The organism is Nocardia sp. NPDC004068 (genome assembly GCF_042874315.1).
Taxonomy (GTDB): Bacteria; Actinomycetota; Actinomycetes; order Mycobacteriales; family Mycobacteriaceae; genus Nocardia.
The window spans coordinates 41,765-64,978 of record NZ_JBIAMW010000005.1 but is presented as its reverse complement, the minus strand read 5'-3'; the positions used below and the strand labels follow the sequence as shown (position 1 = coordinate 64,978).

At 65.8% G+C, this 23,214-nt stretch carries 28 protein-coding genes; 21 read left to right on the top strand and 7 right to left on the bottom strand.

Translation table 11 applies throughout. The annotated features are described in order from the left end of the window. Window positions 1–16 precede the first annotated feature (16 nt). The 7 genes from ACFYTQ_RS13630 to ACFYTQ_RS13600 are packed head-to-tail and all read left to right on the top strand — an operon-like array spanning window position 17 to window position 5,350. Window positions 17–1,111: an amidohydrolase family protein gene (locus tag ACFYTQ_RS13630; protein WP_387361279.1), complete on the top strand. Its 1,095-nt coding sequence runs from the start codon at window positions 17–19 to the stop codon at window positions 1,109–1,111. Next, window positions 1,112–1,504 (top strand): Rieske (2Fe-2S) protein, encoded by a 393-nt coding sequence (locus tag ACFYTQ_RS13625; protein ID WP_387360324.1) that lies wholly within the window; start codon window positions 1,112–1,114, stop codon window positions 1,502–1,504. It abuts the gene before it with no gap. 14 nt (window positions 1,505–1,518) lie between these two features. Continuing rightward, window positions 1,519–2,937 (top strand): NADH-ubiquinone oxidoreductase-F iron-sulfur binding region domain-containing protein, encoded by a 1,419-nt coding sequence (locus tag ACFYTQ_RS13620; RefSeq protein WP_387361277.1) that lies wholly within the window; start codon window positions 1,519–1,521, stop codon window positions 2,935–2,937. Next, complete coding sequence (locus ACFYTQ_RS13615; RefSeq protein WP_387360322.1) at window positions 2,934–3,170, top strand: ferredoxin; 237 nt, start codon at window positions 2,934–2,936, stop codon at window positions 3,168–3,170. The genes ACFYTQ_RS13620 and ACFYTQ_RS13615 overlap by 4 nt, the downstream gene beginning before the upstream one ends. Next, window positions 3,163–3,483, top strand: coding sequence for a hypothetical protein (locus tag ACFYTQ_RS13610; protein ID WP_387360320.1), 321 nt, complete (start codon window positions 3,163–3,165; stop codon window positions 3,481–3,483). The genes ACFYTQ_RS13615 and ACFYTQ_RS13610 overlap by 8 nt, the downstream gene beginning before the upstream one ends. Continuing rightward, window positions 3,468–4,457 (top strand): enoyl-CoA hydratase/isomerase family protein, encoded by a 990-nt coding sequence (locus tag ACFYTQ_RS13605; RefSeq protein ID WP_387360318.1) that lies wholly within the window; start codon window positions 3,468–3,470, stop codon window positions 4,455–4,457. The genes ACFYTQ_RS13610 and ACFYTQ_RS13605 overlap by 16 nt, the downstream gene beginning before the upstream one ends. Window positions 4,458–4,471: 14 nt before the next feature. Then, window positions 4,472–5,350 (top strand): alpha/beta fold hydrolase, encoded by an 879-nt coding sequence (locus ACFYTQ_RS13600; RefSeq protein ID WP_387361275.1) that lies wholly within the window; start codon window positions 4,472–4,474, stop codon window positions 5,348–5,350. Here the strand turns inward: ACFYTQ_RS13600 and ACFYTQ_RS13595 are convergent. Then, window positions 5,319–5,792, bottom strand: coding sequence for a hypothetical protein (locus tag ACFYTQ_RS13595; RefSeq protein ID WP_387360316.1), 474 nt, complete (start codon window positions 5,790–5,792; stop codon window positions 5,319–5,321). The two genes, ACFYTQ_RS13600 and ACFYTQ_RS13595, sit on opposite strands and share 32 nt — an antisense overlap. A 214-nt stretch (window positions 5,793–6,006) precedes the next feature. Here ACFYTQ_RS13595 and ACFYTQ_RS13590 point away from each other — a divergent pair, with 214 nt between their 5' ends. The 8 genes from ACFYTQ_RS13590 (at window position 6,007) to ACFYTQ_RS13555 (ending at window position 12,465) form a co-directional block, all read left to right on the top strand. After that, window positions 6,007–6,297 carry a hypothetical protein gene (locus ACFYTQ_RS13590; protein WP_387360314.1) on the top strand — a complete coding sequence of 97 codons (291 nt, stop codon included), beginning with the start codon at window positions 6,007–6,009 and terminating at the stop codon, window positions 6,295–6,297. 5 nt (window positions 6,298–6,302) lie between these two features. Beyond that, window positions 6,303–7,931: an alpha/beta hydrolase gene (locus ACFYTQ_RS13585; protein ID WP_387361273.1), complete on the top strand. Its 1,629-nt coding sequence runs from the start codon at window positions 6,303–6,305 to the stop codon at window positions 7,929–7,931. 38 nt (window positions 7,932–7,969) lie between these two features. Beyond that, window positions 7,970–8,494 (top strand): hypothetical protein, encoded by a 525-nt coding sequence (locus ACFYTQ_RS13580; protein ID WP_387360312.1) that lies wholly within the window; start codon window positions 7,970–7,972, stop codon window positions 8,492–8,494. Next, entirely contained in the window at window positions 8,491–8,877 is a 387-nt protein-coding gene (locus tag ACFYTQ_RS13575) for a hypothetical protein (protein ID WP_387360310.1), read from the top strand. Before ACFYTQ_RS13580 ends, ACFYTQ_RS13575 begins: the two co-directional genes overlap by 4 nt. Before the next feature lie 69 nt (window positions 8,878–8,946). Then, window positions 8,947–9,987: a fatty acid desaturase family protein gene (locus ACFYTQ_RS13570; protein WP_387360308.1), complete on the top strand. Its 1,041-nt coding sequence runs from the start codon at window positions 8,947–8,949 to the stop codon at window positions 9,985–9,987. A 61-nt stretch (window positions 9,988–10,048) separates the two neighbouring features. Next, complete coding sequence (locus tag ACFYTQ_RS13565) at window positions 10,049–10,867, top strand: PIG-L family deacetylase (RefSeq protein ID WP_387360306.1); 819 nt, start codon at window positions 10,049–10,051, stop codon at window positions 10,865–10,867. Between the two features lie 143 nt (window positions 10,868–11,010). Beyond that, window positions 11,011–11,346 carry a hypothetical protein gene (locus ACFYTQ_RS13560; protein WP_387360304.1) on the top strand — a complete coding sequence of 112 codons (336 nt, stop codon included), beginning with the start codon at window positions 11,011–11,013 and terminating at the stop codon, window positions 11,344–11,346. Between the two features lie 312 nt (window positions 11,347–11,658). After that, entirely contained in the window at window positions 11,659–12,465 is an 807-nt protein-coding gene (locus ACFYTQ_RS13555) for an LLM class flavin-dependent oxidoreductase (RefSeq protein ID WP_387360302.1), read from the top strand. 69 nt (window positions 12,466–12,534) lie between these two features. Here the strand turns inward: ACFYTQ_RS13555 and ACFYTQ_RS13550 are convergent, their stop codons facing one another. After that, entirely contained in the window at window positions 12,535–13,137 is a 603-nt protein-coding gene (locus tag ACFYTQ_RS13550) for a hypothetical protein (protein WP_387360300.1), read from the bottom strand. Between the two features lie 52 nt (window positions 13,138–13,189). Then, on the bottom strand, window positions 13,190–13,987 hold the full coding sequence (locus ACFYTQ_RS13545; RefSeq protein WP_387360298.1) for a DUF5753 domain-containing protein: 798 nt from the start codon (window positions 13,985–13,987) through the stop codon (window positions 13,190–13,192). Window positions 13,988–14,199: 212 nt separating this feature from the next. Between ACFYTQ_RS13545 and ACFYTQ_RS13540 the strand changes: the two genes are divergently transcribed. Both ACFYTQ_RS13540 and ACFYTQ_RS13535 read left to right on the top strand, forming a co-directional pair. After that, complete coding sequence (locus ACFYTQ_RS13540) at window positions 14,200–15,552, top strand: helix-turn-helix domain-containing protein (protein ID WP_387360296.1); 1,353 nt, start codon at window positions 14,200–14,202, stop codon at window positions 15,550–15,552. A gap of 206 nt (window positions 15,553–15,758) precedes the next feature. Further along, window positions 15,759–16,115: a hypothetical protein gene (locus ACFYTQ_RS13535; RefSeq protein WP_387360294.1), complete on the top strand. Its 357-nt coding sequence runs from the start codon at window positions 15,759–15,761 to the stop codon at window positions 16,113–16,115. Window positions 16,116–16,141: 26 nt separating this feature from the next. Here ACFYTQ_RS13535 and ACFYTQ_RS13530 read toward each other — a convergent pair whose 3' ends face one another. Continuing rightward, complete coding sequence (locus tag ACFYTQ_RS13530) at window positions 16,142–16,606, bottom strand: NUDIX hydrolase (protein ID WP_387360291.1); 465 nt, start codon at window positions 16,604–16,606, stop codon at window positions 16,142–16,144. Then, complete coding sequence (locus ACFYTQ_RS13525; RefSeq protein WP_387360289.1) at window positions 16,558–18,330, bottom strand: ribonucleotide reductase N-terminal alpha domain-containing protein; 1,773 nt, start codon at window positions 18,328–18,330, stop codon at window positions 16,558–16,560. Before ACFYTQ_RS13525 ends, ACFYTQ_RS13530 begins: the two co-directional genes overlap by 49 nt. Window positions 18,331–18,546: 216 nt before the next feature. Between ACFYTQ_RS13525 and ACFYTQ_RS13520 the strand changes: the two genes are divergently transcribed. Genes ACFYTQ_RS13520 through ACFYTQ_RS13510 form a run of 3 tightly spaced genes read left to right on the top strand, consistent with a single transcriptional unit; the run spans window position 18,547 to window position 20,235 of the window. Further along, window positions 18,547–18,912, top strand: coding sequence for a hypothetical protein (locus ACFYTQ_RS13520; protein ID WP_387360287.1), 366 nt, complete (start codon window positions 18,547–18,549; stop codon window positions 18,910–18,912). Beyond that, a complete protein-coding gene (locus ACFYTQ_RS13515; RefSeq protein ID WP_387360285.1) occupies window positions 18,857–19,384 on the top strand; it encodes a DUF6879 family protein in 528 nt (175 codons plus the stop codon). The genes ACFYTQ_RS13520 and ACFYTQ_RS13515 overlap by 56 nt, the downstream gene beginning before the upstream one ends. After that, window positions 19,381–20,235, top strand: coding sequence for a helix-turn-helix domain-containing protein (locus ACFYTQ_RS13510; RefSeq protein ID WP_387360283.1), 855 nt, complete (start codon window positions 19,381–19,383; stop codon window positions 20,233–20,235). The genes ACFYTQ_RS13515 and ACFYTQ_RS13510 overlap by 4 nt, the downstream gene beginning before the upstream one ends. A 309-nt stretch (window positions 20,236–20,544) precedes the next feature. Here ACFYTQ_RS13510 and ACFYTQ_RS13505 read toward each other — a convergent pair whose 3' ends face one another. Then, on the bottom strand, window positions 20,545–20,976 hold the full coding sequence (locus ACFYTQ_RS13505) for a hypothetical protein (protein WP_387360281.1): 432 nt from the start codon (window positions 20,974–20,976) through the stop codon (window positions 20,545–20,547). A 130-nt stretch (window positions 20,977–21,106) separates the two neighbouring features. Continuing rightward, complete coding sequence (locus tag ACFYTQ_RS13500) at window positions 21,107–22,468, bottom strand: cytochrome P450 (RefSeq protein WP_387360279.1); 1,362 nt, start codon at window positions 22,466–22,468, stop codon at window positions 21,107–21,109. Between the two features lie 191 nt (window positions 22,469–22,659). Between ACFYTQ_RS13500 and ACFYTQ_RS13495 the strand changes: the two genes are divergently transcribed. Next, window positions 22,660–23,208, top strand: a complete 549-nt coding sequence (locus ACFYTQ_RS13495; RefSeq protein ID WP_387360277.1) for a hypothetical protein — start codon at window positions 22,660–22,662, stop codon at window positions 23,206–23,208. Window positions 23,209–23,214 lie beyond the last annotated feature (6 nt).

Sequence of the window (23,214 nt, the reverse complement as noted above, 5' to 3'; positions counted from 1 at the left end):
TCCCGAGCTGGTACCCGTGCGGGTGGTGGATTCCGACGTGCATCCGGTGCCGCGGCGCGGGGAACTCGTGGAGTACATTCCCGAGCCGCAGCGCGGCGCGTACTTCCTCAGCCATCGGGTCGGCGACACCATCGTCTACGACGCCCCGGACTACGCGCACTCCTACGCCATGCGGGTGGATACCTTCCCCGCGGACGGCGAATTCCCGGGCAGTGATCCGGAATTGGCGTTCCGGCAGCTGATCGTGGACGCGGGGTCGGATATCGCCATCCTCGAGCCGACGGTCAAGGCGTGCCGACTGCCGGAGGCGACCAGCGCGCTGGCCACCGGCATCAATCACTGGCTGGCCAACCACTGGCTCGATCCGACGCACAACTGGCATCAGCGCTGGCGCGGCTCGATCTGCGTGGCCATCGACGATCCGGTGGCCGCGGTGCGCGAGATCGAGCAGTGGGCCGGGCATCCGTACATGGCGCAGATCCTGATCAAGGCCGAGCCGCGGCCCAGCTGGGGCGATCCGCGGTACCACCCGATCTGGGCGGCGGCGGTGAAACACGATCTGGTGGTGAGCTGTCATCTGAGCCGCGGCTCGTACGAGACCATGCCCATGCCGCCGGTCGGATTCCCCAGCTACAACCACGATTTCATGGTCAGCTACTCGCTGCTGGCGGCCAATCAGATCATGAGCCTGATCTTCGACGGCGTCTTCGACGCGTTCCCGGCGCTGCGGATCGTGTTCGTGGAGCACGCGTTCACCTGGATTCTGCCGCTGATGTGGCGGATGGACGCCGTCTACGAACAGCGCAAGGCGTGGACGACGATCAAGCGCAAGCCGTCGGAGTACGTCAAGGAGCACATCCGCTTCACCACCCAGCCGCTGGACTATCCGGAGGACAAGACCGAGCTGACGCGGGCATTCGAGTGGATGGAGGCGGAGCGGATCCTGCTGTACTCCTCGGACTATCCGCACTGGACCTTCGACGATCCGCGCTGGCTGGTCAAGCATCTGCCCGAGGCCGCCCGCGAACGGGTCATGTTCCGCAACGGCATCGAGACCTATCACCTGCCCGAGTCGATCCCGGCCGTCGACGGCCAGCGGCGGGTGTTCTAGATGACGGCCGAACCGGAACGGCCCCGCCTCGCGCAGGGCCGGGAGCACGTCGTGGCCACCGTCGCCGAAATCCCGCCCGGCACTTCGAAAGTCGTGCCCATCGGACGGCACGGGGTGGGGGTGTTCAATGTCGGCGGCACCTTCTACGCCATCGCCAACTACTGCCCGCACGAGGGCGGCCCGCTGTGCGCGGGGCGGCCGCGCGGACGCACGATCGTCGACGAGTCGGTGCCCGGCGACGCGGTGATGGTGCGCGACGGGGAGTTCATCTACTGCCCGTGGCATCAGTGGGGTTTCGAACTGGCCACGGGGACCACCGCGGTGAAACCGGAGTGGAGTATCCGTACCTATCCCGTACGTGTCGTCGGTGACGACGTCGTGGTCACGGCCTGAGGGGAGGGGCGGTGCTGGATACTGTCGAGCCGGGCGGGCTCACGCTCGGCGCGCTACCGGGATGCCCGCCTCGGCTGCTGCGCACGACCGCCGCGGGCATGAACCCTGACGACGACGGGGCGCGTTCCGTGGATTCGGTTGCCGCCCACGGCGAGAGCGCCGCGCTCCGACCAGAGGACCTGGCCATCACTCGCGGCGAGAGCGCGGCGCTGCGAGCCGAGGGCCTGGCCGCCTATCGCGCCGAGGGCGGGTATCGCGCGTCGGGCTCCGCGCAGGACGTGCTGGATGCCGTGCGCGAGAGCGGATTACGGGGGCGGGGCGGCGCGGCGTTCCCGCTCGCGGTGAAGCTGGCGACAGTGCGCGCGGCCGGGTTGGATGGTGCGGAGACGGTCGTGGTCGCCAATGGTGAAGAGGGCGAACCGGCTTCGGTGAAGGACAAGTGGTTGTTGCGGAATCGGCCGCATCTGGTGTTGGACGGGTTGCGACTGGCGGCGGGGGTGGTCGGGGCGCGGCGCGCATATGTCTATCTCTCCGATGCCGAGGCGGCAGCCCGGGCCGACGCGGCGCTGAGCGAACTGGGGTCCTGCGCCGAGATAGATTTTCCCGCAACGGAATTGGTGACTGTAGGCGCGGGTTACGTGGCCGGTGAAGAGACCGCCGCGGTCCGCGCGATCAACGGCGGCCCGGCGCTGCCGACCGATAAGCCACCGCGCCCCTTCGAGCGCGGTGTCGATGGCGTGCCCACGGTGGTGAGCAATGTCGAGACGCTGGCCCAGCTGGCCTACCTCCACCGGCACGGGGCGGCGGAGTTCGGATCCGTGGGCACGCCCGCCTCGCCGGGGACGTTCCTGGCGACGGTCACGGGGGGTGCGCTCCCCCCGGCCTTGTACGAGCTGCCGCACGGCACACCCGTCACGGAACTACTTGCGCTGCACGGTATTTCGCCCGAATCCGTGCGCGGCGCGCTGACCGGGGGTTACTTCACGGGCGTGCTGGGCCGGGAGGTGCTGGGGGCCACGCTCGACCACGAATCCTTCCGCGCTCTGGGCGGCGGGCTCGGCTGCGGGGCGATCTCGTTCCTCACCACCGAATGCCCGGTCGCCGTCGGCGCCTCGGTGCTCGCGTACTTCGCCCGGGAGAACGCCGGGCAGTGCGGTTCCTGTTTCAACGGGACCGCGGCCATGGCGGCCGTCGCCGCGGCGCTGCGGGACGGGCTCGCCGACTCCGGCGATCTCGAACGGCTGCGGCGCTGGTCGGTCTCGCTGCGCGGGCGCGGGGCGTGCGGCACGCTCGACGCGGCGGTGAATATGGCGGCGACGCTGCTGAATCGGTTCCCGGGCGAGGTGAACGCGCACCTCCAGGGCTCGTGCCGCGACTGCGCGGGCGGACCCTTTCGCGCCGAACGCCCCTTCGCGGTGGAGGCGCTGCCGTGAGGATCCGCCTCGACAAGACCCTCTGCGACGGGTTCGGGATCTGCGCGCGGCACGCGCCCGCGTATTTCTCCCTCGACGACTGGGGTTACGCCGCGCTCGAGGGTGACGGCACGGTGCCGCCCGAGGACCGCGACAGCGTCCTGCGCGCGCTGCTCGACTGTCCCGCCCACGCCATCATCGCGCTGTCGGACGCGACACGCCCCGAAGAGATCCGGAAGGACACCGATGTCTGAGTCGAAGATGCTCGTCTTCTCGAATGCCGTTGCGGGACAGGACGACACGTTCAACGAATGGTACGACACCGAGCACCTGGACGACGTGCGGGCCGTGCCCGGGGTGGTCTCGGGTCAGCGGTTCGACGTGGTGCCCAGCGGCCTGCCCGGCGGCGAGTCCCCCGCACACCGCTATCTCGCCGTCTACGACATCGAGGGCGACCCGGCGACGGTCGTAGCGGAGTTCATGAAGCGCGCCGGGGCCGGGGAGATCCCGTTGAGTCCCGCGCTGGATCTCACGACCTTGGCTGTGTCGGTATGGCGCGCTCGGTGAACAACGGCGCTCGGGCGCGGGCTCGGGAACGCGCCGCCGCGGAGAAGATGATCCGCTACGACAAGGACGTCGAAACTCGCATCGCGACAATCACTTTCGACCGGCCCGACCACCTCAACGCCCCCACCATCGCCGCGCGCCTGCGCTACGCCGACCTCCTGCACCGGGCGAGCATCGATGACGATGTCAAAGTCCTGGTCATCCGCGGCGAGGGCGAGGACTTCGGCTCGGGCGCGGACCTCCCCGAATTCCTGGAGGCCCAGAACGACCCCGATCCGGGCCACCTGCTGAGCGAGTACCGGATAGGTCCGGACGAAGTACGGTATCCCCCGCGCGGCTCGTTCCGGCACGGCGCGAATATCGGTGCCTGGTACGGCAATTCGGCCGCGGGGTGCCGGAGTTTGCAGGAGTTCAAGAAGATCAGCATCGTGGAGGTGAAGGGCTACTGCTACGGTTGGCACTTCTACCAGGCCACCGACGCGGACCTCGTCATCTCCTCGGACGACGCGCTGTTCGGGCATCCGTCCTTCCGGTACTACGGGTGGGGGCCGCGCATGTGGACATGGGCGCAGACGATGGGGTTGCGGAAGTTCCAGGAGATGGTGTTCACCGGGCGGCCGTTCACCGCTCGGGAGATGCTGGACTGCAATTTCCTGAACAAGGTGGTCGCGCGGGAGGAGCTCGAGGACGAGACGGCGAAGTACGCGCTGGCGTGTGCGCGGAATCGACCGGTGGACACGGTGTTCATGCAGAAGGTGTTCTTCGAGGTGATGAAGCAGCAGCAGGGGGAGTATATGGGGAGTCTGTTGGCGGGGATGTTCGAATCGATCGGGGGGCATGCGCGACCGGATGGGGACGAGCTCATGCTCGCGCAGGCTCGGGAATCGGGGCTGAGCAATTCGGTGAAATCGAACGACGATCAGTTCCCGCCGGAGTTCCGATTGAGCAAATCGGGCCGGAAGAAGAAGGGGTAGTCGTGCCCGGGGAGATGGTGCGCGGCGGCCTGGTCGCCTACGAGATCCTCGGGGAGACAGGCGAGCTCATCGTCCTGACGCCCGGCGGTCGGTTCGCCATGGACATTCCCGGGTTGCGGCCCCTCGCCGAGGCGCTGGTGGCTGGCGGTTATCGGGTGTTGTTGTGGGACCGGCCCAATTGCGGGTCGTCGGATGTGCAGTTCTACGGGCGGTCCGAATCCCATATGCGGGCAGAGACTTTGGCGGGATTGCTGGGGGCGCTGGATCTCGGGCCGTGTGTGCTCGCGGGTGGGTCCGGTGGGGCTCGGGATTCCATGGTGACCGCGATCCTATACCCGGAGTTGGTCACGTCGCTGGTGTTGTGGAATATCGTTGGTGGGATCTACGGGACGTTCAATCTCGGTGCGTATTACGTACTTCCGAGTTTGCAGACGGTGCGGGGGCGCGGGGTCGAGGGTTTGGTGCGGATGCGGGAGTGGCGTGAGCGCATCGCGGCCAATCCGCGCAACGAGCAGCGGCTGTTGGCATTGGACGCTGACGAGTTCGTCAGGCTGTCGTTGCGGTGGTTGAACGCTTACGTTCCCAAGCCTGGGCAGACGATTCCGGGGGTCGATGACGAGCTGTTCGACCGAATCCGGGTGTCTACGTTGATCATTCGGGGTGGGGAGAATGATCTGGACCATCCCAAGCGGACGTCGCTGGAGGTGAGCTGTCTGATCAAGGGGTCGGTGCTGATCGATCCGCCGTGGCCGGAGGACGCGTGGGAGCGGGCTATGGAGGATCAGGCTCGGGGGCGGGTGGATCATTACAATATGTTCGATACGTGGGTGTTGGCGGCGCCCGCGATCCTGGGGTTCTTGGCTAGCGCGCTCGGATCCGCACCTCACAGTTGAGCGCCGCCTCGAGGGCGGTGTGGATGCGGCTCTCGGGGATTCGGGCGAGGTCTCGCTCCGCGAGGGTCACGTTGATGATGTCGTAGCCGTCGGGGCCTTGTTCGCGGGTGAGGTGGCCGGTGAGGCCGAACCCGGCGAGGACGCCGTGGGCGTCGTCGTCGGTGCCTCGGCTGATGTAGGTGAGGGGGCCTGCTTGGGGGTGGGTTCCGAACGCGTTGGCGCACAGGGCGATTGCAGGCTCGGAGTCGGTTTCCGGGTGCTCGGTGGTGATGAGTAGTCGAATCTCGCGGCGGTGGCGGGGCAGTGCGGCGGGGTCGGTGTCGAGCACCTCCGCGCCGAGGGCTCGGGCGCTTTCGGTCAGCGTCGCGATGCCGGATTCCAACTCGGCAGCGGTGAGTTCGCCTGCGGGATCGACGTTTACGCGCAGCACGGCGGTTCTCATGATCGAATTCTAGCGGATCGGCGGGGTTCGGGAAACGGATGGCAACCGCTGGGGATATCCTTCCGCATTCCCCGGCGTGCGAGTTTCGGCCCAGCGCAATGAAATTACATTTCTGAATCATTTTCATTTTCCGGACACAGCGACAGAGTGGGGTACGTCGTGTTAATCTTCCCCGAAAGCTTTGCTGTTGGCGCTTAGCTTTCAGGGGGAAACATTGGCCGACATGCTTCAAGCGGACCTGGATACGCTGCATCGACTCGGGGATACGCTCGCCGACCACGCGGATGCCATTGGGAAGATCAAGATTTCGGTGTCGGTCGTCATGCCGGACTCGCCGTTGCAGAATGTGGGGGCGCGGATCGGCGATGCGGTGATCGGGGCGTTCGGACTCATCGGACGGAATATTCGCGAGATGGCGGATGCGTCGAAGGCGGCGGCGAAGACTTATGAGGAGAACGATCGCGTATACGCCGACCAGTTGGCTCGGTATACCAGGGGTGGGTGAGCGCGATGGCGACGATAAGTCATGTGCGGCATTGCGATCCGGAATCGCTGGTGGCCTTCGCAGCCGACGTGACCGCACAGAACGAGATCTTCACCGGACGCATCGGGCGGATGAACCGCGACGTGGACGACGCGATGGCGGAGTGGAAGGGCGAGGGCGCCGCGGCCACCTCGGCGCGCGCGCTGGCGCATGGGCTGGCGGCGAATCACATCGGTGAGGACGTGCGGATCATCGCGGCCCTCGTGCACAGCTGCGGTACCGAACTCGACGGCTACCGCGCAGCGTTGCTGGGCCTCGTCGACGGCGACGTTCCGCGGGGTGGCATGAAGGTCGATGACACCGGTCGGGTCACCGCGCCCACGCTCCCCAACACCACGAATTCCATAGCGGTGTATCTCATCCAGAAACAACTGGACGGCCACGCCGATTACCTTCAGTCTCGAATCATGAACCTGCTGGTTCGGTTCGAGGAGGCCGAACGCAAAGCTGCACAGGCGATTACCAATGAACTGCAACAGCTCGTGGTATATCAGCAGAACCCGGCGGGGCCGTCACTACGGCCGCCCGTGCTGAGCATCATCGAGGGGCGGAAGCCCCTGCCCACCGACCCTGTTGCGCTTCATGCCTTTTGGGAGACCTTGACCCGATCGGAGAAGGACGCCCTCTGGCAGCACGACAATTATCTAGGCAATAGAGATGGTATCCCCGTGATCGATCGGGACTACTACAATAGGATGAAACTGGAGGACGAGATCACCCGGGCCGAAGCGGGCGATCCGGCGGTAGCGAACAAACTCGGCGATTTGCGTACGACAGCGTCCTCGCTCGCCGCACAGAACCGTTACCTGATGCTTCTCGATACGCAGACCGGTCGCAACGCCCACGCGGCGGTGTCCATCGGCAATCCCGACTTCGCCGACCATGTCGCCACCTACGTACCCGGCACAGGCACACAACCTTCGAAAATGTCCGAAGATATGAAGAGGTGCAAGTTCATGGCGGAGTACGCGAAATCGAAAGGCGCCGAGAACCCTGCGGTGATCGCTTGGATCGGATACGACACACCTCCCACACCGGTCGATGTCGACCAGCACCTGAACCCCTTCGACTGGGATGTCGACGATGCCTCGAACATCAAGTACGCCGACGCCGCAGCACCGGTTCTGGATCGTTTCCAGGAGGGCTTGCGCGCTTCTCATGGTGAACCGCCCTCATACAACTCGGTGGTAGCGCACAGCTACGGCACTACAGTCGTGGGTGATGCGGCTGCCCACGGACGAAGTCTCGATGCCGATGCCGTGGTCCTGGTAGCGAGCCCCGGTACCACGGTCGAGCACGCCTGGGACCTCCACCTGGACGGAGTACCGCAGGACCAGGTGCCGAAGCACATATTCGCGACGAAGGCCGAGCACGACATCATCCAGCTCGCACTGCTGGGCGACCCGTTCGGCCCCAATCCCAACAACCCCGACTTCGGCGCGCAGGTGTTCGCATCGGACCCCGGCGCAGACGGACCGTGGGGCGTAACGACCGACGCCCACAGTCAATATTGGGACGTACCCGACGGCAAACCCTGCAAATCCTTGGTCAATATCGCCGATATCATCGCCGGTCACAACCCGACGGTCGAATGATGGCACGATTATGTCCTGGACTACTCGTCGTCTCGGCAATGGTGTTGATTGCGCTGTCGACCACTGAATGCACAGTCTCGCAGCACAAGGGAGCAGATGCGGTGCAGCAATCACTCACGGAAGAAGCAGCCCGTCGATACATCTTCCAGTACCTACAGAGAACCGCAAACGAGATCGGAGTCAAATTCTCTTTGTCGCCCGATGGTGTCAACCATGCGACCGCGTTCGAACCGGCCGATACGATGCCGTGCTACGACGGCCATCGTGAACGCGGACCGCATCAGGTACAGGCTCTGTACTGGGTTGCCGGAGTACCACCGGGACAGACCTCGCGATTCTTCTCGCTCCTGCGCGACACGTGGAAGAACTGGGGCTGGAAATTGGATCCGAAGGCAACGAACACGCTAGCGGCACTGGGAACCCCGGACCATTACACGTTCATCGTGCAGGACGCGGGCAAAGGTGACGGCTGGTTGAGCATCGTGGCCGCATCCCCCTGCTTCCCCTACGAGGGTCTGGGCGCGGAGACTCCCGCGCCGGACGTGATCGAAGGCACGCCATGAACCCCGCCGACTTCGAGGAACTCGGCCGAAAAGTCCAACGCGCCCACCAAGCCCTCCAACAAATCCGCGGAACCGGTGTCGCACAAGGCATTCGAGTGATCATCGACGCCGAGAACCGCCTCCTCTCGGTCACCGTCGACGACGAACCCGCCATCCTCGCCGCCTACCGGGCCGCCCTCGCCGACAAACAACCCAAGGTCGACGAGGCCCTGCGTGAGCTCCGCGCCGACGCCCGCTTCGACGCCGTCTCCACCTTCACCGAGGCCAACGCGGCCCGGCAGCGGGCCGAGAAGGCCCGCCGCAGGCGCAAACGCGAGGAGGCCGAGGACCGTTTCTTCGAGAACCGCAACCGCCACGGCTGGTTCGACCACCCAGATGTATGATCCCCCGGCACATTCCGTTTGCCTGGTCGTGGTCTGATCTCGGCATTCTGTTGTTCGAGCAGACCGGCGATGGTGGGAGAGGAACGGATGCACGCCCTGGTGGTGGACGGCGTCGTGGGGTCGCGGGGTAGTGAGTACGCGGTGCTGATGCGGCGGGTGCGGGAGGCGGGGTTGTTGCATCGGCGGCGGCGGTATTACTACGGGAAGGGTGCGGGGGTGCTGCTGGCGTTGGGGGGCGGGTGGGCGGCGTTCGTCGCGGTCGGGGACTCGTGGTGGCAGGTGGGGGTCGCGGCGTGGTTGGCGATGGTGTTCGCGCAGTGCGCGTTTCTCGGGCACGACGCGGGGCATCGGCAGATCTTCGCGGGGCGGCGGGGGAACTATGTGACGGGTCTGCTGTTCGGGAATCTCGCGACGGGGGTGAGCATCGGGTGGTGGACCAGCAATCACAATCGGCACCACGCGCATCCGAACACCGAGGACGCGGATCCGGACATCATGGGGGTGCTGGCCCATTCGAGTGAGCGGGCGCGCACCGAGCGGAGTTTCCGCCGGTTCGTCTTCCGCTACCAGGCGTACCTGTTCTTCCCGATGCTGTTGCTGGAGGGCTGGAGTCTGCACGTCCAGAGCGTTCGCGGATTGCTGCGGTGGCCACTCCGGCATCGGGGCGTCGAGGCGGCGCTGCTGGCCGTGCACGCGATCGGGTACCTCGGCGTGGTGTTCTCGGTGTTGCCGCCCGGTAAGGCGCTCGCGTTCGTCGTCGTGCAGCAGGGTCTGTTCGGGTTCTACATGGGCTGCACGTTCGCGCCGAATCACAAAGGGATGGAAGTACTTTCGGCCACCGACGCCACGGACTTCCTGCGTCGTCAGGTGCTCACCTCGCGCAATGTCCGCGGCGGCCACCTCACCGATCTGGCGTTGGGCGGGTTGAACTACCAGATCGAGCACCACCTGTTCCCGTCCATGCCGCGACCCAATCTGCCGCGCGCCCAAACCCTGGTCACCCGGTTCTGCGCGGAGGTCGGCATCCCCTACCGCGAGACGACGCTGTGGGAGTCCTACGCCCAGGCGCTGCGCCACCTGCACGCGGTCGGACGACACGCCCGGCGCTGAGCGAGATCCGGGCGTCACCGGCACGGAATGACCGCCTCGGTCCCTGGTGTTGAATGCCAGGGTGAACGCAACGACGCCACTGACGATCATGGCCGTACACGCCCATCCCGACGACGAGGTCATGAGCACCGGCGGAATCTTCGCCCGCTACGCCGCCGAGGGGATCCGCACGGTCCTGGTAACCTGCACCAACGGTGAACAGGGCGACGCGCCGGGCGGCATCAAGCCCGGCGAGCCCGGCCACGACGAGGACGAGGTGCGCGCCCTGCGGCTGCGCGAACTCGAGGAGTCGGCGGCGCTGCTGGGCATCGAGCACGTCGAACTGCTCGGCTACCGCGATTCCGGAATGGACGGCTGGGACGCCAACCACGATCCCCGCGCGTTCAGCAACATCCCCGTCGAGCAGGCGTCGGCCCGCCTCGCCGATCTCATCCGGCACTACCGTCCGCAGGTCGTCGTCACCTACGACGAGAACGGCAATTACGGCCACCCCGACCACATTCAGGCCAATCGCATCGCCGTCGCCGCGACCGAGGCGACCGATATCCCGGCCAAGCTCTACTACACCGCGATCCCCCGCGAGCCCTCCCTCGAGATGTTCGCGGCGCTGCGCGCGAGCGGCGCCGTCGATTTCGAGCCGCCGGCGGATTTCGGCACGCCGATGGACCGGATCACCACCGTCGTCGACGTCACCCCCTACGCCCCGCGCAAACTGAAGGCGCTCCAGGCTCACGGCAGCCAGAGCGACAGCATCATGTTGCTGAGCCTGCCCGCGGAAGTGCAGCAGGGCATCTTCGGCACGGAAACCTTTGTGCGCCACAGTAATCGGGTGACGGGGGCGCCGGATCAGGAGACCGACCTGTTCGACGGGCTCCGCTGACAAATCTCGAGGTCGAAGTCCGTTCTCCTGCAAGCAATGAACCATGAGCGAGTGTCGTTCATTCACAGGACATCCTGGGAGAAACATCTGTGAGACGCTGTACTGCGCCATGCGACATATCGAGGGTCGAAGCAGAGGAAATCATGTTCGAGCCGAAAGAGCTGAAGAAGACCAAGCGCACATTCGATGAGTCCATCGATGACTATGCCTGGAAGTCGGCCAAAGGCCAGCTCGACGACCCCGAGCAGCGAGAGATCTCCGAGAATGTAATCCGCTGGGCGGCCGCACAGTACCGGGAGCAGGGCGGCGACGTTGAAAAAGCGATTCGGAAACGTCGGTCCTCGATCAGAGTCAAGTTCGAAGCGGTGGCGATCGACCATCACCATCGGACGGGAACACTCCTCTTCGCCGATCATCGGAAGGAAGCAGACAAGGCGGTGGATGCGATCGTTCGGATAGCAGCGGAAGAGTGCACATAAGTTCTCGGATCAAGGCTGTAGCACAGTCCAAAGGGGATATCGCCAGCGAAATCAAGAAGAGGCACAACCCAGGAATCAGTGGGTCCGTCTGACCGGACGTTTCGAGCGCGACACGCGGCCCCTGATCTCGGCAGCGAAACTGCGGGGTTCTCGGTGACGTAGCTGGTGGCCCCAGCCGTGGCGGCCGGAGCCGTTGTGCTCCAACGAATCTCGGCGAACACAACGGTCGCAGGCATCCGCCCCACCGCACCGATGAATTCCGTGCCGACTCGTCGTCCATATCGTTGGATACCGACGATGAGGAGTTCAGCCATGACGAAACCGTTCCGCTTCGGGGTCGTTGCCCCGCTCTTGACCGACCTGCCGACCTGGCGTGAGCAAGCGCGCCGCATCGGCGACCTGGGTTACTCGACGCTGCTCGTGCCCGACTTCCCGCTCACCCAACCCGCGCCCGCGCCCCTGCTGACGATCGCCGCGGAGATCACCGACCTGCGCGTGGGCACCTGGGTGTACGCGTCCCCGCTGCGCGCGCCGTGGCTGACGGCGTGGGAATCGCATTCGCTGTCGCTGCTGACCGACGGGCGCTTCGAGATGGGCATCGGCACCGGCCGGCCCGGCATCGAGGACGAGTTGCACGAGAAGGGCGTGGCCGACGTCCCGTCGCGGGGCGAGCGGCTGCCCCAGATCCGGGAGACCGTCGAGCGGTTGCGCGAATTGGACGGACCCGACCGGCACACCCCCGTCGCGATGGCCGTCCTCGGGCCGAAGGCGCGGGCCCTGGCCGCCGAGGTCGCCGACACGGTGACCTTCGTCCTGGGCGACCAACCGCGCGGCCAGGTCGCGCCGATGGCCAGCGAGTTCCGGGACAACGAGAAGGTCGAGCTCGCGCTCGCGGTACCGGCCATCGGTGACTGGGTCGCACCGCACATGGCCCCGCCCGACACCGACCCCACGCCGTGGCGGGAGGCGGACGCGCTCACCGTCCTGCCCGACGATCCGGCTGCGGCGGTGGCGGAGGTTCAGCGGCGGCGAGAGGAGATGGGTTTCTCGTACTTCGTGATCGGCGCGGGAGCCGCGGAGCGGTTCGCCCCGGTGGTGGCGGAGTTGGCGGGGCGTTAGGCGGTCGCGGGAACCGATGAGCGGTTCGCTCCGATCCAGCCCGTGCCGGCGGGGCAGGGACGACGCCGCTCACCCCGCGGAGGCTGTCGGCACGACCTGCAACCCATCGATGAAACTGTCGATATCGGGTCGGTAGAGGTCTCGGTCGGCGGCCGTGGCCTCGACCAGCATTCGGATCGGATACAGCAATTCGCCTGCGGGACAATCGAAGTCGAGGTATTCGTGGTAGCGGTCGCCGCCCTCGGCGTCGGACGCGGGATGGATCCCGCCGGAACGGGTGCCGCCGCGACCGCACACCTGCACCGACTCGGACCGCCACTGCCGCCAGGGGCCCTCGTATGCGACGAACACGCTGGTGCGGTTGTCGGCGCGACGCGGTTCGGTCACGCGGAGGGTGATGGTCGCGCTGCCCGTCCGCCCGGCGAGCCGATCGGTGCGGCGCAACACCAGATCGGCCGCGTCGTCCGGCGTGACCTGCCAACCCCGCAGTTGCGGAAGATGGAGCGTGAAGGGCAGATCGGGGCGCGCTCGGGTGGTGAAGACGGCTCCGTTCGCCGCGGTGGCGTCGCAGGTCGTGCGCGTGATCGGAGCCGATGTGGGCTCCGACTCGCCGCACGCGGTCACGCCCGTCGCCACGATGGCGGCGAGAACCAGATGCCGAATCCTTAACACGATGGGCAGCCTATCCCGCCGACCCTCGCGGGTCATGACCCGAGTTCATCCGTTACTCGAGAAACATTGCGCTCGAATCGCTTTCACTCAGCGCCACGCGGCGGAGCTCGGGAATCACGGATTTGTAGCTGGCCACCTCGGCCGAGCGCTCGAGGTAGAGGTTGCCGACATATTCCTCGATGTAGATCAGCGGCGGTTCGAGGAAACGGGTGTGGGGCAGGAGGGGGAATTCGAGGAGGGCGAAGGGGCCGGTCAGCGCGCCGATGTGATTGCGGGTGTCGAAGGGGACGACACGGACGGAGACATTGGGACGCTCGGCGAGTTCGGCGAGGTGGCGACGTTGTTCGGCCATCACCCCGGGGCCGCCCCATTCCTCGCGAATCGCCGCCTCGGACAGGATGATCTCGGCGTGGAAGGACAGATCCTCCAGTCGCCGAGCGTGTTTGAGGGATCGGTCGATGCGGCCCTCGATCAGATCGGCCGGGGCGTTGGGGAATTCGGTCCAGGCGACGGCGCGGCAGTAGTCGGGCGTGCGCACGATCTTCGGCAGCAGGATGACCGACCACGCCGTCATCCGGGTGGCCGCGTCGTCCACCGCCGAGTACGGGTCGGGGTCGCCTTCGGTACGGTCCAGGTGCGGACGCCACCAGCCGCCGCCGTTCTTCGCCGTGGTGCGCACCTCCCGGGCCAGCGCGAGAATCATGCGCCGATGCTCGTCGGAGATGCCGTAGTTGTCGCACAGCGTATTCATGTACAGGTCGCTCGCCGAACGCACGGAAAGTCCGTCCTCGAGGCGACCCATCGTCTGCGGCGAGATCCCGAGAATTCGGGCGGCCTGGAATTGACTCATGGCCGCCATATTCCGGAACTTCATCAATTGCCGGCCGAGCGCTCGTCGCGCCACCGTCGAACCCGCTGCGGGCATATTTGTTTCCTTTGCTATCGAATGAACCTGTCTGCCACAAGCTTCCGGGAAATTCTTCGGCCATCCCAGCCACAAACCTGGCACGAAGGCCGTACTCTTCTCCCATTGATCATCAATCGCAGGGGTGAGGGGTGGGCATGGTCGTCAGCACATGGACGAAGACCGAGGTTCGGGCACTGCGCAAGGCCGCCCTGCGGATGACGCAGGAGCAATTCGCGGAGGCGCTCGGGTTCAAGGTCGAGACGATTCAGAAGTGGGAGCAGAAGTGTACGGCCGAGCGGCCGGTCAAGGGCGGGTCGGCCGAGGCGTTGGATACGGCGTATGCGCGGTTGGAGGAGGGGCAGCGGGAGAGGTTTCTGGCGGAGCTGTCGCGGGTGCGGGGTGGGGGGCATGCTGGTAGTGGCGGAACGACGTTCGCTGTGGCGGTACCAGGTGGTACCGGTTCCCTTGACTTCGATACCGACACAGGGGAAGTCGATGACGAGATGAGACGGCGCGAACTGGGCAAGTTGGCGGCAGCGGCCACGGGCACCGCGATCTTGGTGCGGGACGGGCAGATTCGGCTCGGGATGGCCGACGCTCACCGAATTATGGCAGAGGTCGAGGCATTCAGACGACAAGATCGGGAGGCGGGCGGGGCGGCGTTGCTCGAACCCGCGCTTCGGCATTTGCAGGCGGCGAAGGAATTCCTCGACCGCGGCGCGTACGACAACGCAACCGGCAAGGCGTATGCCAGCGCGGTGGGCGAGTTGGCATCGATAACCGGCTGGCTCGCTTACGACGCTGATCGTCACGAACTGGCGCGTCGATGTTACGCCGAGGCAATGACTTTGGGCGCAGAGGCCGACGACAACGACCTGATCGCACATGTCTGCATGGGTGCGGCCAACCTCGCATACGTTCTCGCGCGTACCGGCCGGGGCGGAAGTCCTTACCGCGCACTGCAATTCGCCGACCGGGCTCGCACGCTGGTGCGCGGACGGCCGCCCGGCCGGATACACGCGTTGATCGCCATCCGCGAAGCGCAGGCATACGGCCTGCTCCGCGATCGGACGGCGTTCAACCGAGCCGTCGCGACCGCATGGCGAGAACTCGACCAAGCCTTCCAGCTCGAGCCGTTGGCGGAGGCTCCGAAGTGGCTGCACTTCGTCAGACACGCGGAAGTCGTTGATCACGAGGCACGCGCCCACGCCGATCTCGGCGACCTCTCCAAGGCGGCGGAATTGTTCGCGACCGCCGCCGAGAGCCCGACCCAGACCCGAAACGCCACCATCATTCGTGCGTGGTCGGCCGCGAGCAGAGCACAGCTCGGCGACACGACCGGTGCGTTGGAGCATGGCTATCAGGCTTTGCTGAAGCTGTCTTCCATCAGTTCGACTCGGACGCTGCGTGTTCTGGAGCCGGTTCGCACTGCCGTGGACAACGTGGCGTCGGGAGCCGAATTCCGGGAGCTTTATGACAGTTTGGCGCGGAAGGCGGCCGGTAGGTGACAGTCCGACGGGAGGTTCTCGAACACCGGCGGCGATCCAGGCCCACGCTGGACGAGACTTGGCGAGGACGGCCACCGCCGCTGCAAGGTGAAGGCAGCCCCGTTCGGCGACCTGCGCCACTCGCCGTTGGGGTTGCTGCGCGACTCGGTTCCTACTCCGCACGCGAAGGGTTCGCCCACGTAATCGCCTATCTCAACGGCGAGCCCATGCGACAAGCTTGGGGCTGGCCGCTGCCAGCCGACACCCGCTGGTGGAACGGCCTACATCTCGAAACCGGCGGGGACCCAATACAATTCACCACCGAAGACGGCACCCGCACCTTCGCCGGTAGCGAGATCATTGTCTGCGCCACCCACACCGGCCAAGGCATCGCCCGAGCCATGCACGACGACCTGAGCACCACCCGCCCCGAAAAACGCGCCACCCTACTCGTAGACCCCACCAATTCCCGCGCCTACGACCGCTACCGCCGCTGGGGCTGGCACAAGGTCGGCTGGCTCCGCCCCAACCTCCCGAACGCCCCTCGCTTCGACGTCCTGATCCGTGAGTTCACCTCGCAGTAATTGACCACCCCCGCACGACCACGACCCTACAACTCCGTCAGCCCCCGCCCCTTCTTCACGAGCGCACCGACCTCCCTCGCCCATCGCACCGCGGCTGGAATCGTGTCGATCTTCGGCTCGAACGCGTCCAGCTGCTCGACGGGCACCCAGGTATAGTCCGCGTACTCGTCGTTGAGTTCGATGTCGCCGCCTTCGTATTCGGCATAGAAGTGCGGCAGGATCATACTATTGCCATCCTTCTTTCTGAACAGGATGTTGTACGACAAATCGGCAGCGACCGATATCTTGGCCGCCTTGCCGATCTCCTCGTCCTTCTCACGGCGGATCGCGTCCAGAATGCTGCCGTCGATGGTTTCCATCTTGCCACCGATCAGGGAATAAACGCCATCATAATCGGCCTCTCCCTTGCGTCGGGCCAGCAGGACGCTATCGGTTGCCGGATCTATGACGACCAGCTTTTGGCAGTATTGGAAATGAGTCGTATCCCGCATGCTTCTCCTTGTGCCGCAAGTCTTTTCGGCTGCGTCGCGCGACTGCCGTCCACATACACCGCGATGCCGCTCAGGTTGGCTTCGTAGCTCGCGCAGTATACTCGCCTCACGTCATCGGCCGTGGCGCTCAAGGGCAGGTTGACTGTCTTCGAAATCGCCTCGTCGGTATATTGCTGCAACGCGGCTACCATCGCTATATGCCCCGCAGGGCCGATGTCGGAGGCGGACGCCAGAATTTCTCGGACCGGTTGGGAACGACTCGACGCATCCGCGTAAATCGACTCCCGGTACTTCTCCTGAACGAAGCTCGCGAGTGCGGCGAGCACCTCCTCCGTCGCCGCGAAGGTATCGAAGTGTGGCTCGATTCCCGTCGACGCGTCGATGATCAAGGCGCTGCGACCCGTAGGCGGAAGCGCGATCGTCGAAACATGGCGCAGCATCCCTGTTTCCGCCACGCGGACGGACAGCGCTCGCCAGTCCGCGGCCGGAACCGTGTCCGATTGGAGCTGCCCGTACAACCGCTCGATATGCCCCGGCGTCTCTCGGTGGCGGTTACCGAGCAGGGTGGTGCGCATGGCTCCGAACGGCCCGCGCTGCTCGGCCAAGCGGATCGATTCTTCCTTGGACGTGAAGTTCACGAGGGACAGGACATCGCACATGAGGATGCGGGCTGCGGCGGAGTCGTAAGGCAAGCCTGCCACGCTGAGCGCGTCAGCGACACCGCAGAGGCCGATGCCGATCTTCCGCTTCTGCGACGAGACATGTTGCGCCCGAGGGTCGGTCAGATTCGTCAGGCTGATTTGGAGACTGTTGTCCAGGGCGCGGGTGAGCAACCGGGTCGCCGCCGTCAGCTTCGCGGTAGCGACAACCGCCCTACCCACGCTGTCGGTGGTGACGAACTTTCGAACGTTGAGGTAGCCGAACTGGCACGTCTCCCCCGATATCAGGCCGACCTCGGCGCACGGTGCGGTCGTGGCGTATGTGCCCATGCCCGGCAAGGGATTTCGGGCATTCATCCGGTCGAGAAACACGATGCCCGGATCGGCACAGGCCGCGGCCGCTGCGCACAGGGTGTCGAAAAGTTCACGGGCATCCACATGATGGCCGTTGCGAAGCTCGATCGCCCGGCCACGTTCCAGCGCACGCATGAACTCACGGTCGAGGTCGACCGAGATGTTGAATTTCCATTCGTTGTCGTCCGATGAGGCGTCGACCTTGGCGGTGATGAACTCGCGAATTCTCGGATGCCGGACGCTGAGGATCGCCATGTTTCCCACCGGCCGGTCCTCCCGGCCATTGCTGGCACTTGCCATCGCCACTCTGTTGAGGAAGCACAGGGTAGCGACCGGATCGTCCGCCGCGTCGAGATTGAAGCCGGTGCCCATGCCCTGCTCGTGCAGCCGGATGATCTCGGCCTCGAGCTCCCTCGAATTGGTCGGATCGACGTTCGTGGTCGGCATCGCGCAGGCTGTGAGTGGACGGTCGGGGTAGCGGCCGGCATTCGTCATAACGGGCGTACTCATGACAATAGCCCTGTCCGCCAATGCGGCCGCGAATTCCTCGGCGAACTGCGCGCCCGCACGCTGGTCGGTGAGCGCCGACTCTTCCTGCGCGAGTGCGTCAGCGACGCGCCACACCATGGCATCGGGTGTCTCGTCGGCACCGATGATCCGGCCCTTTCGCAGGACGTTTTCTGCGCGGGAGGACGAAATGAATTGCGACATGCGAGAACTCGTTCCTGCTCAATACTGATGGCATCAAGTCATGGGTCCGTCGCACGAACCGGCGGCGATCCGACGTTAAGGCGCGAGTTCGCCGCCACGCCAGTGGTTTGCAAGAACTTGAACGATTTCGGCGACTACCGGGCACACCTGCCGTCTGTATGTGAAAGATGAAGGGGGCGCGGATAATCCGCGCATCCGCTGGAAGGGAGCTTCATCATGCGCCTGTGGTTCCTCGGTAAGGGTGGTTCGGGCGACCGCGACTGCCCGACGTTGTACGCGACCGACCGCGACAGCTACCTCGTGCAGGGCTGGAAGACCGACAATCCCGAGACCGTCGAAATCCCGCATCTGCTATTGGGTTTCCTGGAGCCGGATACGTTCCTCGACGCGGTCCTGACCGATACTGGTCGGGGTACGTTCATCCTGACGGGCCGCCCGATCACCGATGACGAGACGCTGCGACAGTTGACGTTGGCAGCCGACGAGACCGCCATCGAGGTGCCGAAGCGAGAGAGGACGTACTACGGTGCAACTACTCCGAGGCGACGCGGCCGACGACCCGTTTCGCGAGTGCCAGCGTAGTGCGTTCCACCTCGAGGTCCGGGACGCCTACACCACGGCCACCGAGTCCGAGCCGCTGCGACGATTCCTGAACGGCGAACCGACACCGGCGGACTACGCGGAACGTCCGTGGATCCAGTTCATGCGCGAGACGATCGCCCGCGGGGTTGTCGTCAGCCGTATTCGCGTGGTCACCGAGCCGCATTCGGATTACCACCGGTGGCTGCTGTCCATCACGGCCAGCAATGTCGCGGCGGGTGAGGACATCCGCTATGTTCCGCGGCACCGGGCCGGAGACGTTCCCCTTGACGATTGGTGGCTGTTCGACGAGCGAGAGGTGGCGTTCAACCTGGTCGACCACGCGGGGCGGCCCGCGGGGATGGCCGTGACCACCGATCCTGGCATCGTCGGCGAGTGTCTGTCCGTGCAGCGGCGACTGTGGCCGTCGGCGATTCCGTTCGCCGACTACGTAGGTGCGTCGCCGCAGCAGTGACCAACGAGGTTCACGACGCGAGAGAAGCACTCGGACAACAGCTCCGGGAGATTCGTCGTCGCGCGGGTCTGACGGGACGCCAGCTCGCGGCCTTGGCCGGTTGGCACGAGTCCAAGGTGTCCAAGCTCGAATACGGCAGACTCCGGCCTTCGGATGCCGACGTCCGCGCCTATTGCACGTTCGCGGGCGCGGATGATCAGCTGCCGGACCTCCTCGCCAGCCTGTACCACATCGACGCCGCCTATCTGGAAATGCGGCGACTACTCGGCGCCGGTACGGGCCGGGCGCAGGACGAGTTGGTCAAGCTCGCCGCCCGAACCACCCATACCCGGATCTTCCAGAACGTCTTGATCCCCGGCATCCTGCAAACCGCCGAATACATTCGCGCGATCCTCGAACGTTCCATCGCACGCCACGCCATCCCGAATGACATCGACGCCGGTATCGCCAAACGTATGGAGCGCCAACAGTTTCTGCACCGAGGCGACCACCACTTCGCCATTCTCATCGCCGAACAGGCGTTGCGAACGACGGTCGGCGGGGATGATGTTATGACAGGACAGCTGGACCGGCTGCTGTCCGTAATCAGGCTGCCTCGGGTCAGGCTCGGCATTGTTCCCGCCGAGGCCGAAATTCCCATGCAGACAACCAATTTCGTCATGTACGACAACCGAATGGTGCTGGTGGAAACCATCACTGCCGAGCTGACGATCACCCGGCCACGGGAGATCGCCCAGTACGGTCGCGTTTTCGGTGCGTTGGCGGAGCTTGCGGTCGTCGGCGACGCCGCCCGTGGGCTGATCAGTCGAGTTCTGGAACAGCGGCGCTCGCGCTCCGTTGACGAATGGTAACTCCCGCTGGCTGGACAGCCGGGGCACCGCGCCGACGAGATCAGCGTTCGGGTACAGGAATGGTGACCAGCCGCGTGTCGGGATCCAGCACGCGGGGCCAGCCCGCCGCCGGAGCGTCGCCCCACCACTCGCGGCCATCCGGAGGTTGAGCCAATCGGGGCAGCGTGGCATGTTCTCACCGTCGGCGGTGGTTGCTCGGCGACGGAGGCTGCGAGTCTTGTCGTTCACGGCCCGCTCCTCGGCTCAGTTACGAATCTTGTTCTCTCTCAGTGATTTCGGGCGCCGAGCAGATGGCCTTGTGCCCTTTGTTCAGTAGGGGGTTCGAGGGAAGCCCGGCCGGTCTGCCAGCCAGCGTGACGTGCCGGGCAGCAGCACAAGCACCAGCATCGCGATGTTGAAGACCGTGCCGACGACGCCGATGAGGGTGAGTTGGGTGTTCAAGGTGACGCCGGTGTGCACCGTGCCGCCGTGGCGATGGTCGATGATGGTGAAGACGGTCGACAGGGCGAGATAGGCGGTTCCAGCGGCCGCGATCAGGATTTGTCCGGCTTGTTTGCGGAGCAGCAGGAGCACTGCGCCGAGGAGCATGATGGCGGCGAGAACCGCGCCGAGGAGGATCAGCGGTTTCACGCTGCGCCAGAAGCCCGTTGGGTCGAGGTCGCTGCCGGGGAGGAATCGGATCGCGGTGAGCGCGTAGACGCCGCGTGTGCCGCCGAGCAAAGCCAAGATGGCGGCGAACATCGCGGTGACGTTGGATCGCATGGGCGACCGGCCCCCTTCCCCCGGTGAACCCCAAGCCTAACGCGAAGTCTCGCATCTGCGAAAATCTGTGCTGCTCAACGAGTTCCCAGCGGGCCGTCCGCGTGTGGGGTCAGTCCGACGGCGCGGTCGAACTCAGGGACAACGAATGTCTCGGTGCGACACCGAATTCCAGCCCGTAATTGTTCAACGTCATCGGGAGCGGCTTTTCCGGCGTGAGCCGAGAACCCCCGGTGAGCTGAAACTCCACCCCCTCGATCAGATGCGCCAACAAGGTACTCGTGGTGAACAGCACCAAATTCCGCCCCGGGCATTCCGCCGGTCCCGCACTGAACGGCACCAGCTGCGGATAGCTCTGCGCCCGCCCATCGACCCAGATATCAGGAGTGAAGGCGTCGGCGAACGGGAGGAGTTCGGCGTCGCGATGGAACGCCGGGGCGGCAATGAGCACCGCCGTGCCCGGCTGGGTGATCGGGGCGTCATCGCGCCAGGTGACCGGTTCGGTCGTGTCGCGGAGGATGGTGGGGGTGGTGGGCCAGAGGCGGATCGATTCCAGCATGCAGGCGCGGAGGTAGGGGCGGGGCTGGATGCTTTGGGGGGCAAGGGATTCGGAGCGGGCGCGGTCGAGTTCTGTGGGGTGGGTGGCCAGCAGGGCCAGGGCTCGGGTGAGGGCTATGCCCGCGGCGTCGAAGGCGAACAGCCATTGGGGGATCTGGCCGATGGGGTCGACCGCGGCGTCGGTGGAGGCGGCGACGACCGCGCCCGCGAGGCTGTCGGGCTGGGGTGAGTCGCAGTAGCGGTAGAGCTGTTCGATGAAGCGGTCGCGGCGGCGGCGGTGTGGGGGTGCGGCGAAGGACCAGTTGGCGGCCGAGCGCAGGCGCCACAGGTCGTCGGTGATGTGGTGGTCGTCGCGGGCGGCGTCGCCGAGGGTGACGCGGCGGGCGATGCGGAACCAGGCGGTGGTGAAGCGGTCGGCGTCGATGTAGCGGTCGCGGAGGGCGGATTCGATCAGGTCGTCGGCCTCCTCGGCGATGACGCGGGCGAAGGGGTCGGCGAGGCGGTGCAGTTCCGAGCCGGTGTCGAGGGCCGCCTCGTTCACCGCGCGCCGCCGCTCCCGCACCGGGCCGCGCGAGATCAGCACCCCGTGCGGCTGGAACTGCCGCAATGCCGCGAGCTTCTCCTTGTTGGCGGGATGGAACGGGCCGGGCGACTCCGCCAGCACACGGCCCACGTCGTCGGGATCGGTGACGACCACGATCCGCCGCAGCCCGAGATCCAATTCGACCGGCCCCCTGCCGAATTCGTCCCGAAGCCGGCGCATCCGGGTCAGCGCCCGGGTATCGGCCTGCCCACGCTCGAGCAGCCCCATCACCCGCCGCCGCCGCGCGATGACCCCCGCCGCCACCGGCGCGAACCCCAGATCCACGAGCACCCGCAACGCCCGCACCCCACGAATCACCCTCGCTCGCGCCATACGACCCTCCAACGTCGGACCGACAACCCTTCGACCGGGCTCTACCCGCGCCGGGAAGATCGAATCGCGCCGCCGGTGGAATCTCGGAGTTCGCCCTGGAACGGCCCGCGACGGAAGACCGTGCGGGCCGCCGGTCGGGTTCTAGACTGAGCGCGGGCGGATTTCACCGAATCCGTTGAGGCTGAGGGGGTTTGATCATGTTTCGCGCACTCTTCACGGCTGTCCTCGCGGTCGTCGCCGCTCTCGGTGTCACGGCCTGGCCGGTGTCTGCGCAGCAGGCCGACCGGGGGCAGTATTGGCAGGTCGGACGGTTGACGTGGGTGTCGGTGTCCTATCTCGAGAAGCATCCGGAAGTGTTGCCCGATCGGCCGACAGTCATCGGCGGCCGACTCGAGCTGGTGGGCGCTCCGGGATTCGCCGAGGCCAAGGAGGCGCTGAAGTGCAGGGAGCTGACCTGCATTCACGTGTGGGGCGACAGCATCTTCGTGGACAAGTCCGCGCTGTATTACTACTCACCGCCGGAGGGCTGCATGGACAATTCTTGGCAGTGGTTCCCGGCGGGCGCGAGTCGCGTGCAGGGGATGCACCACACCGCGTGTCCGCGGCCGAACACGGCGGGAGAGACGGCTGGGTTCTACTATGACGAGCTGGGCCCGACCGGAACGATGCAAGATGGAAAGCTGATGTGCGGCAGTTGGATCGGCGGCAAGGGCGTCGCCTGTGCCGATATCAAGCGTTGATCCGCG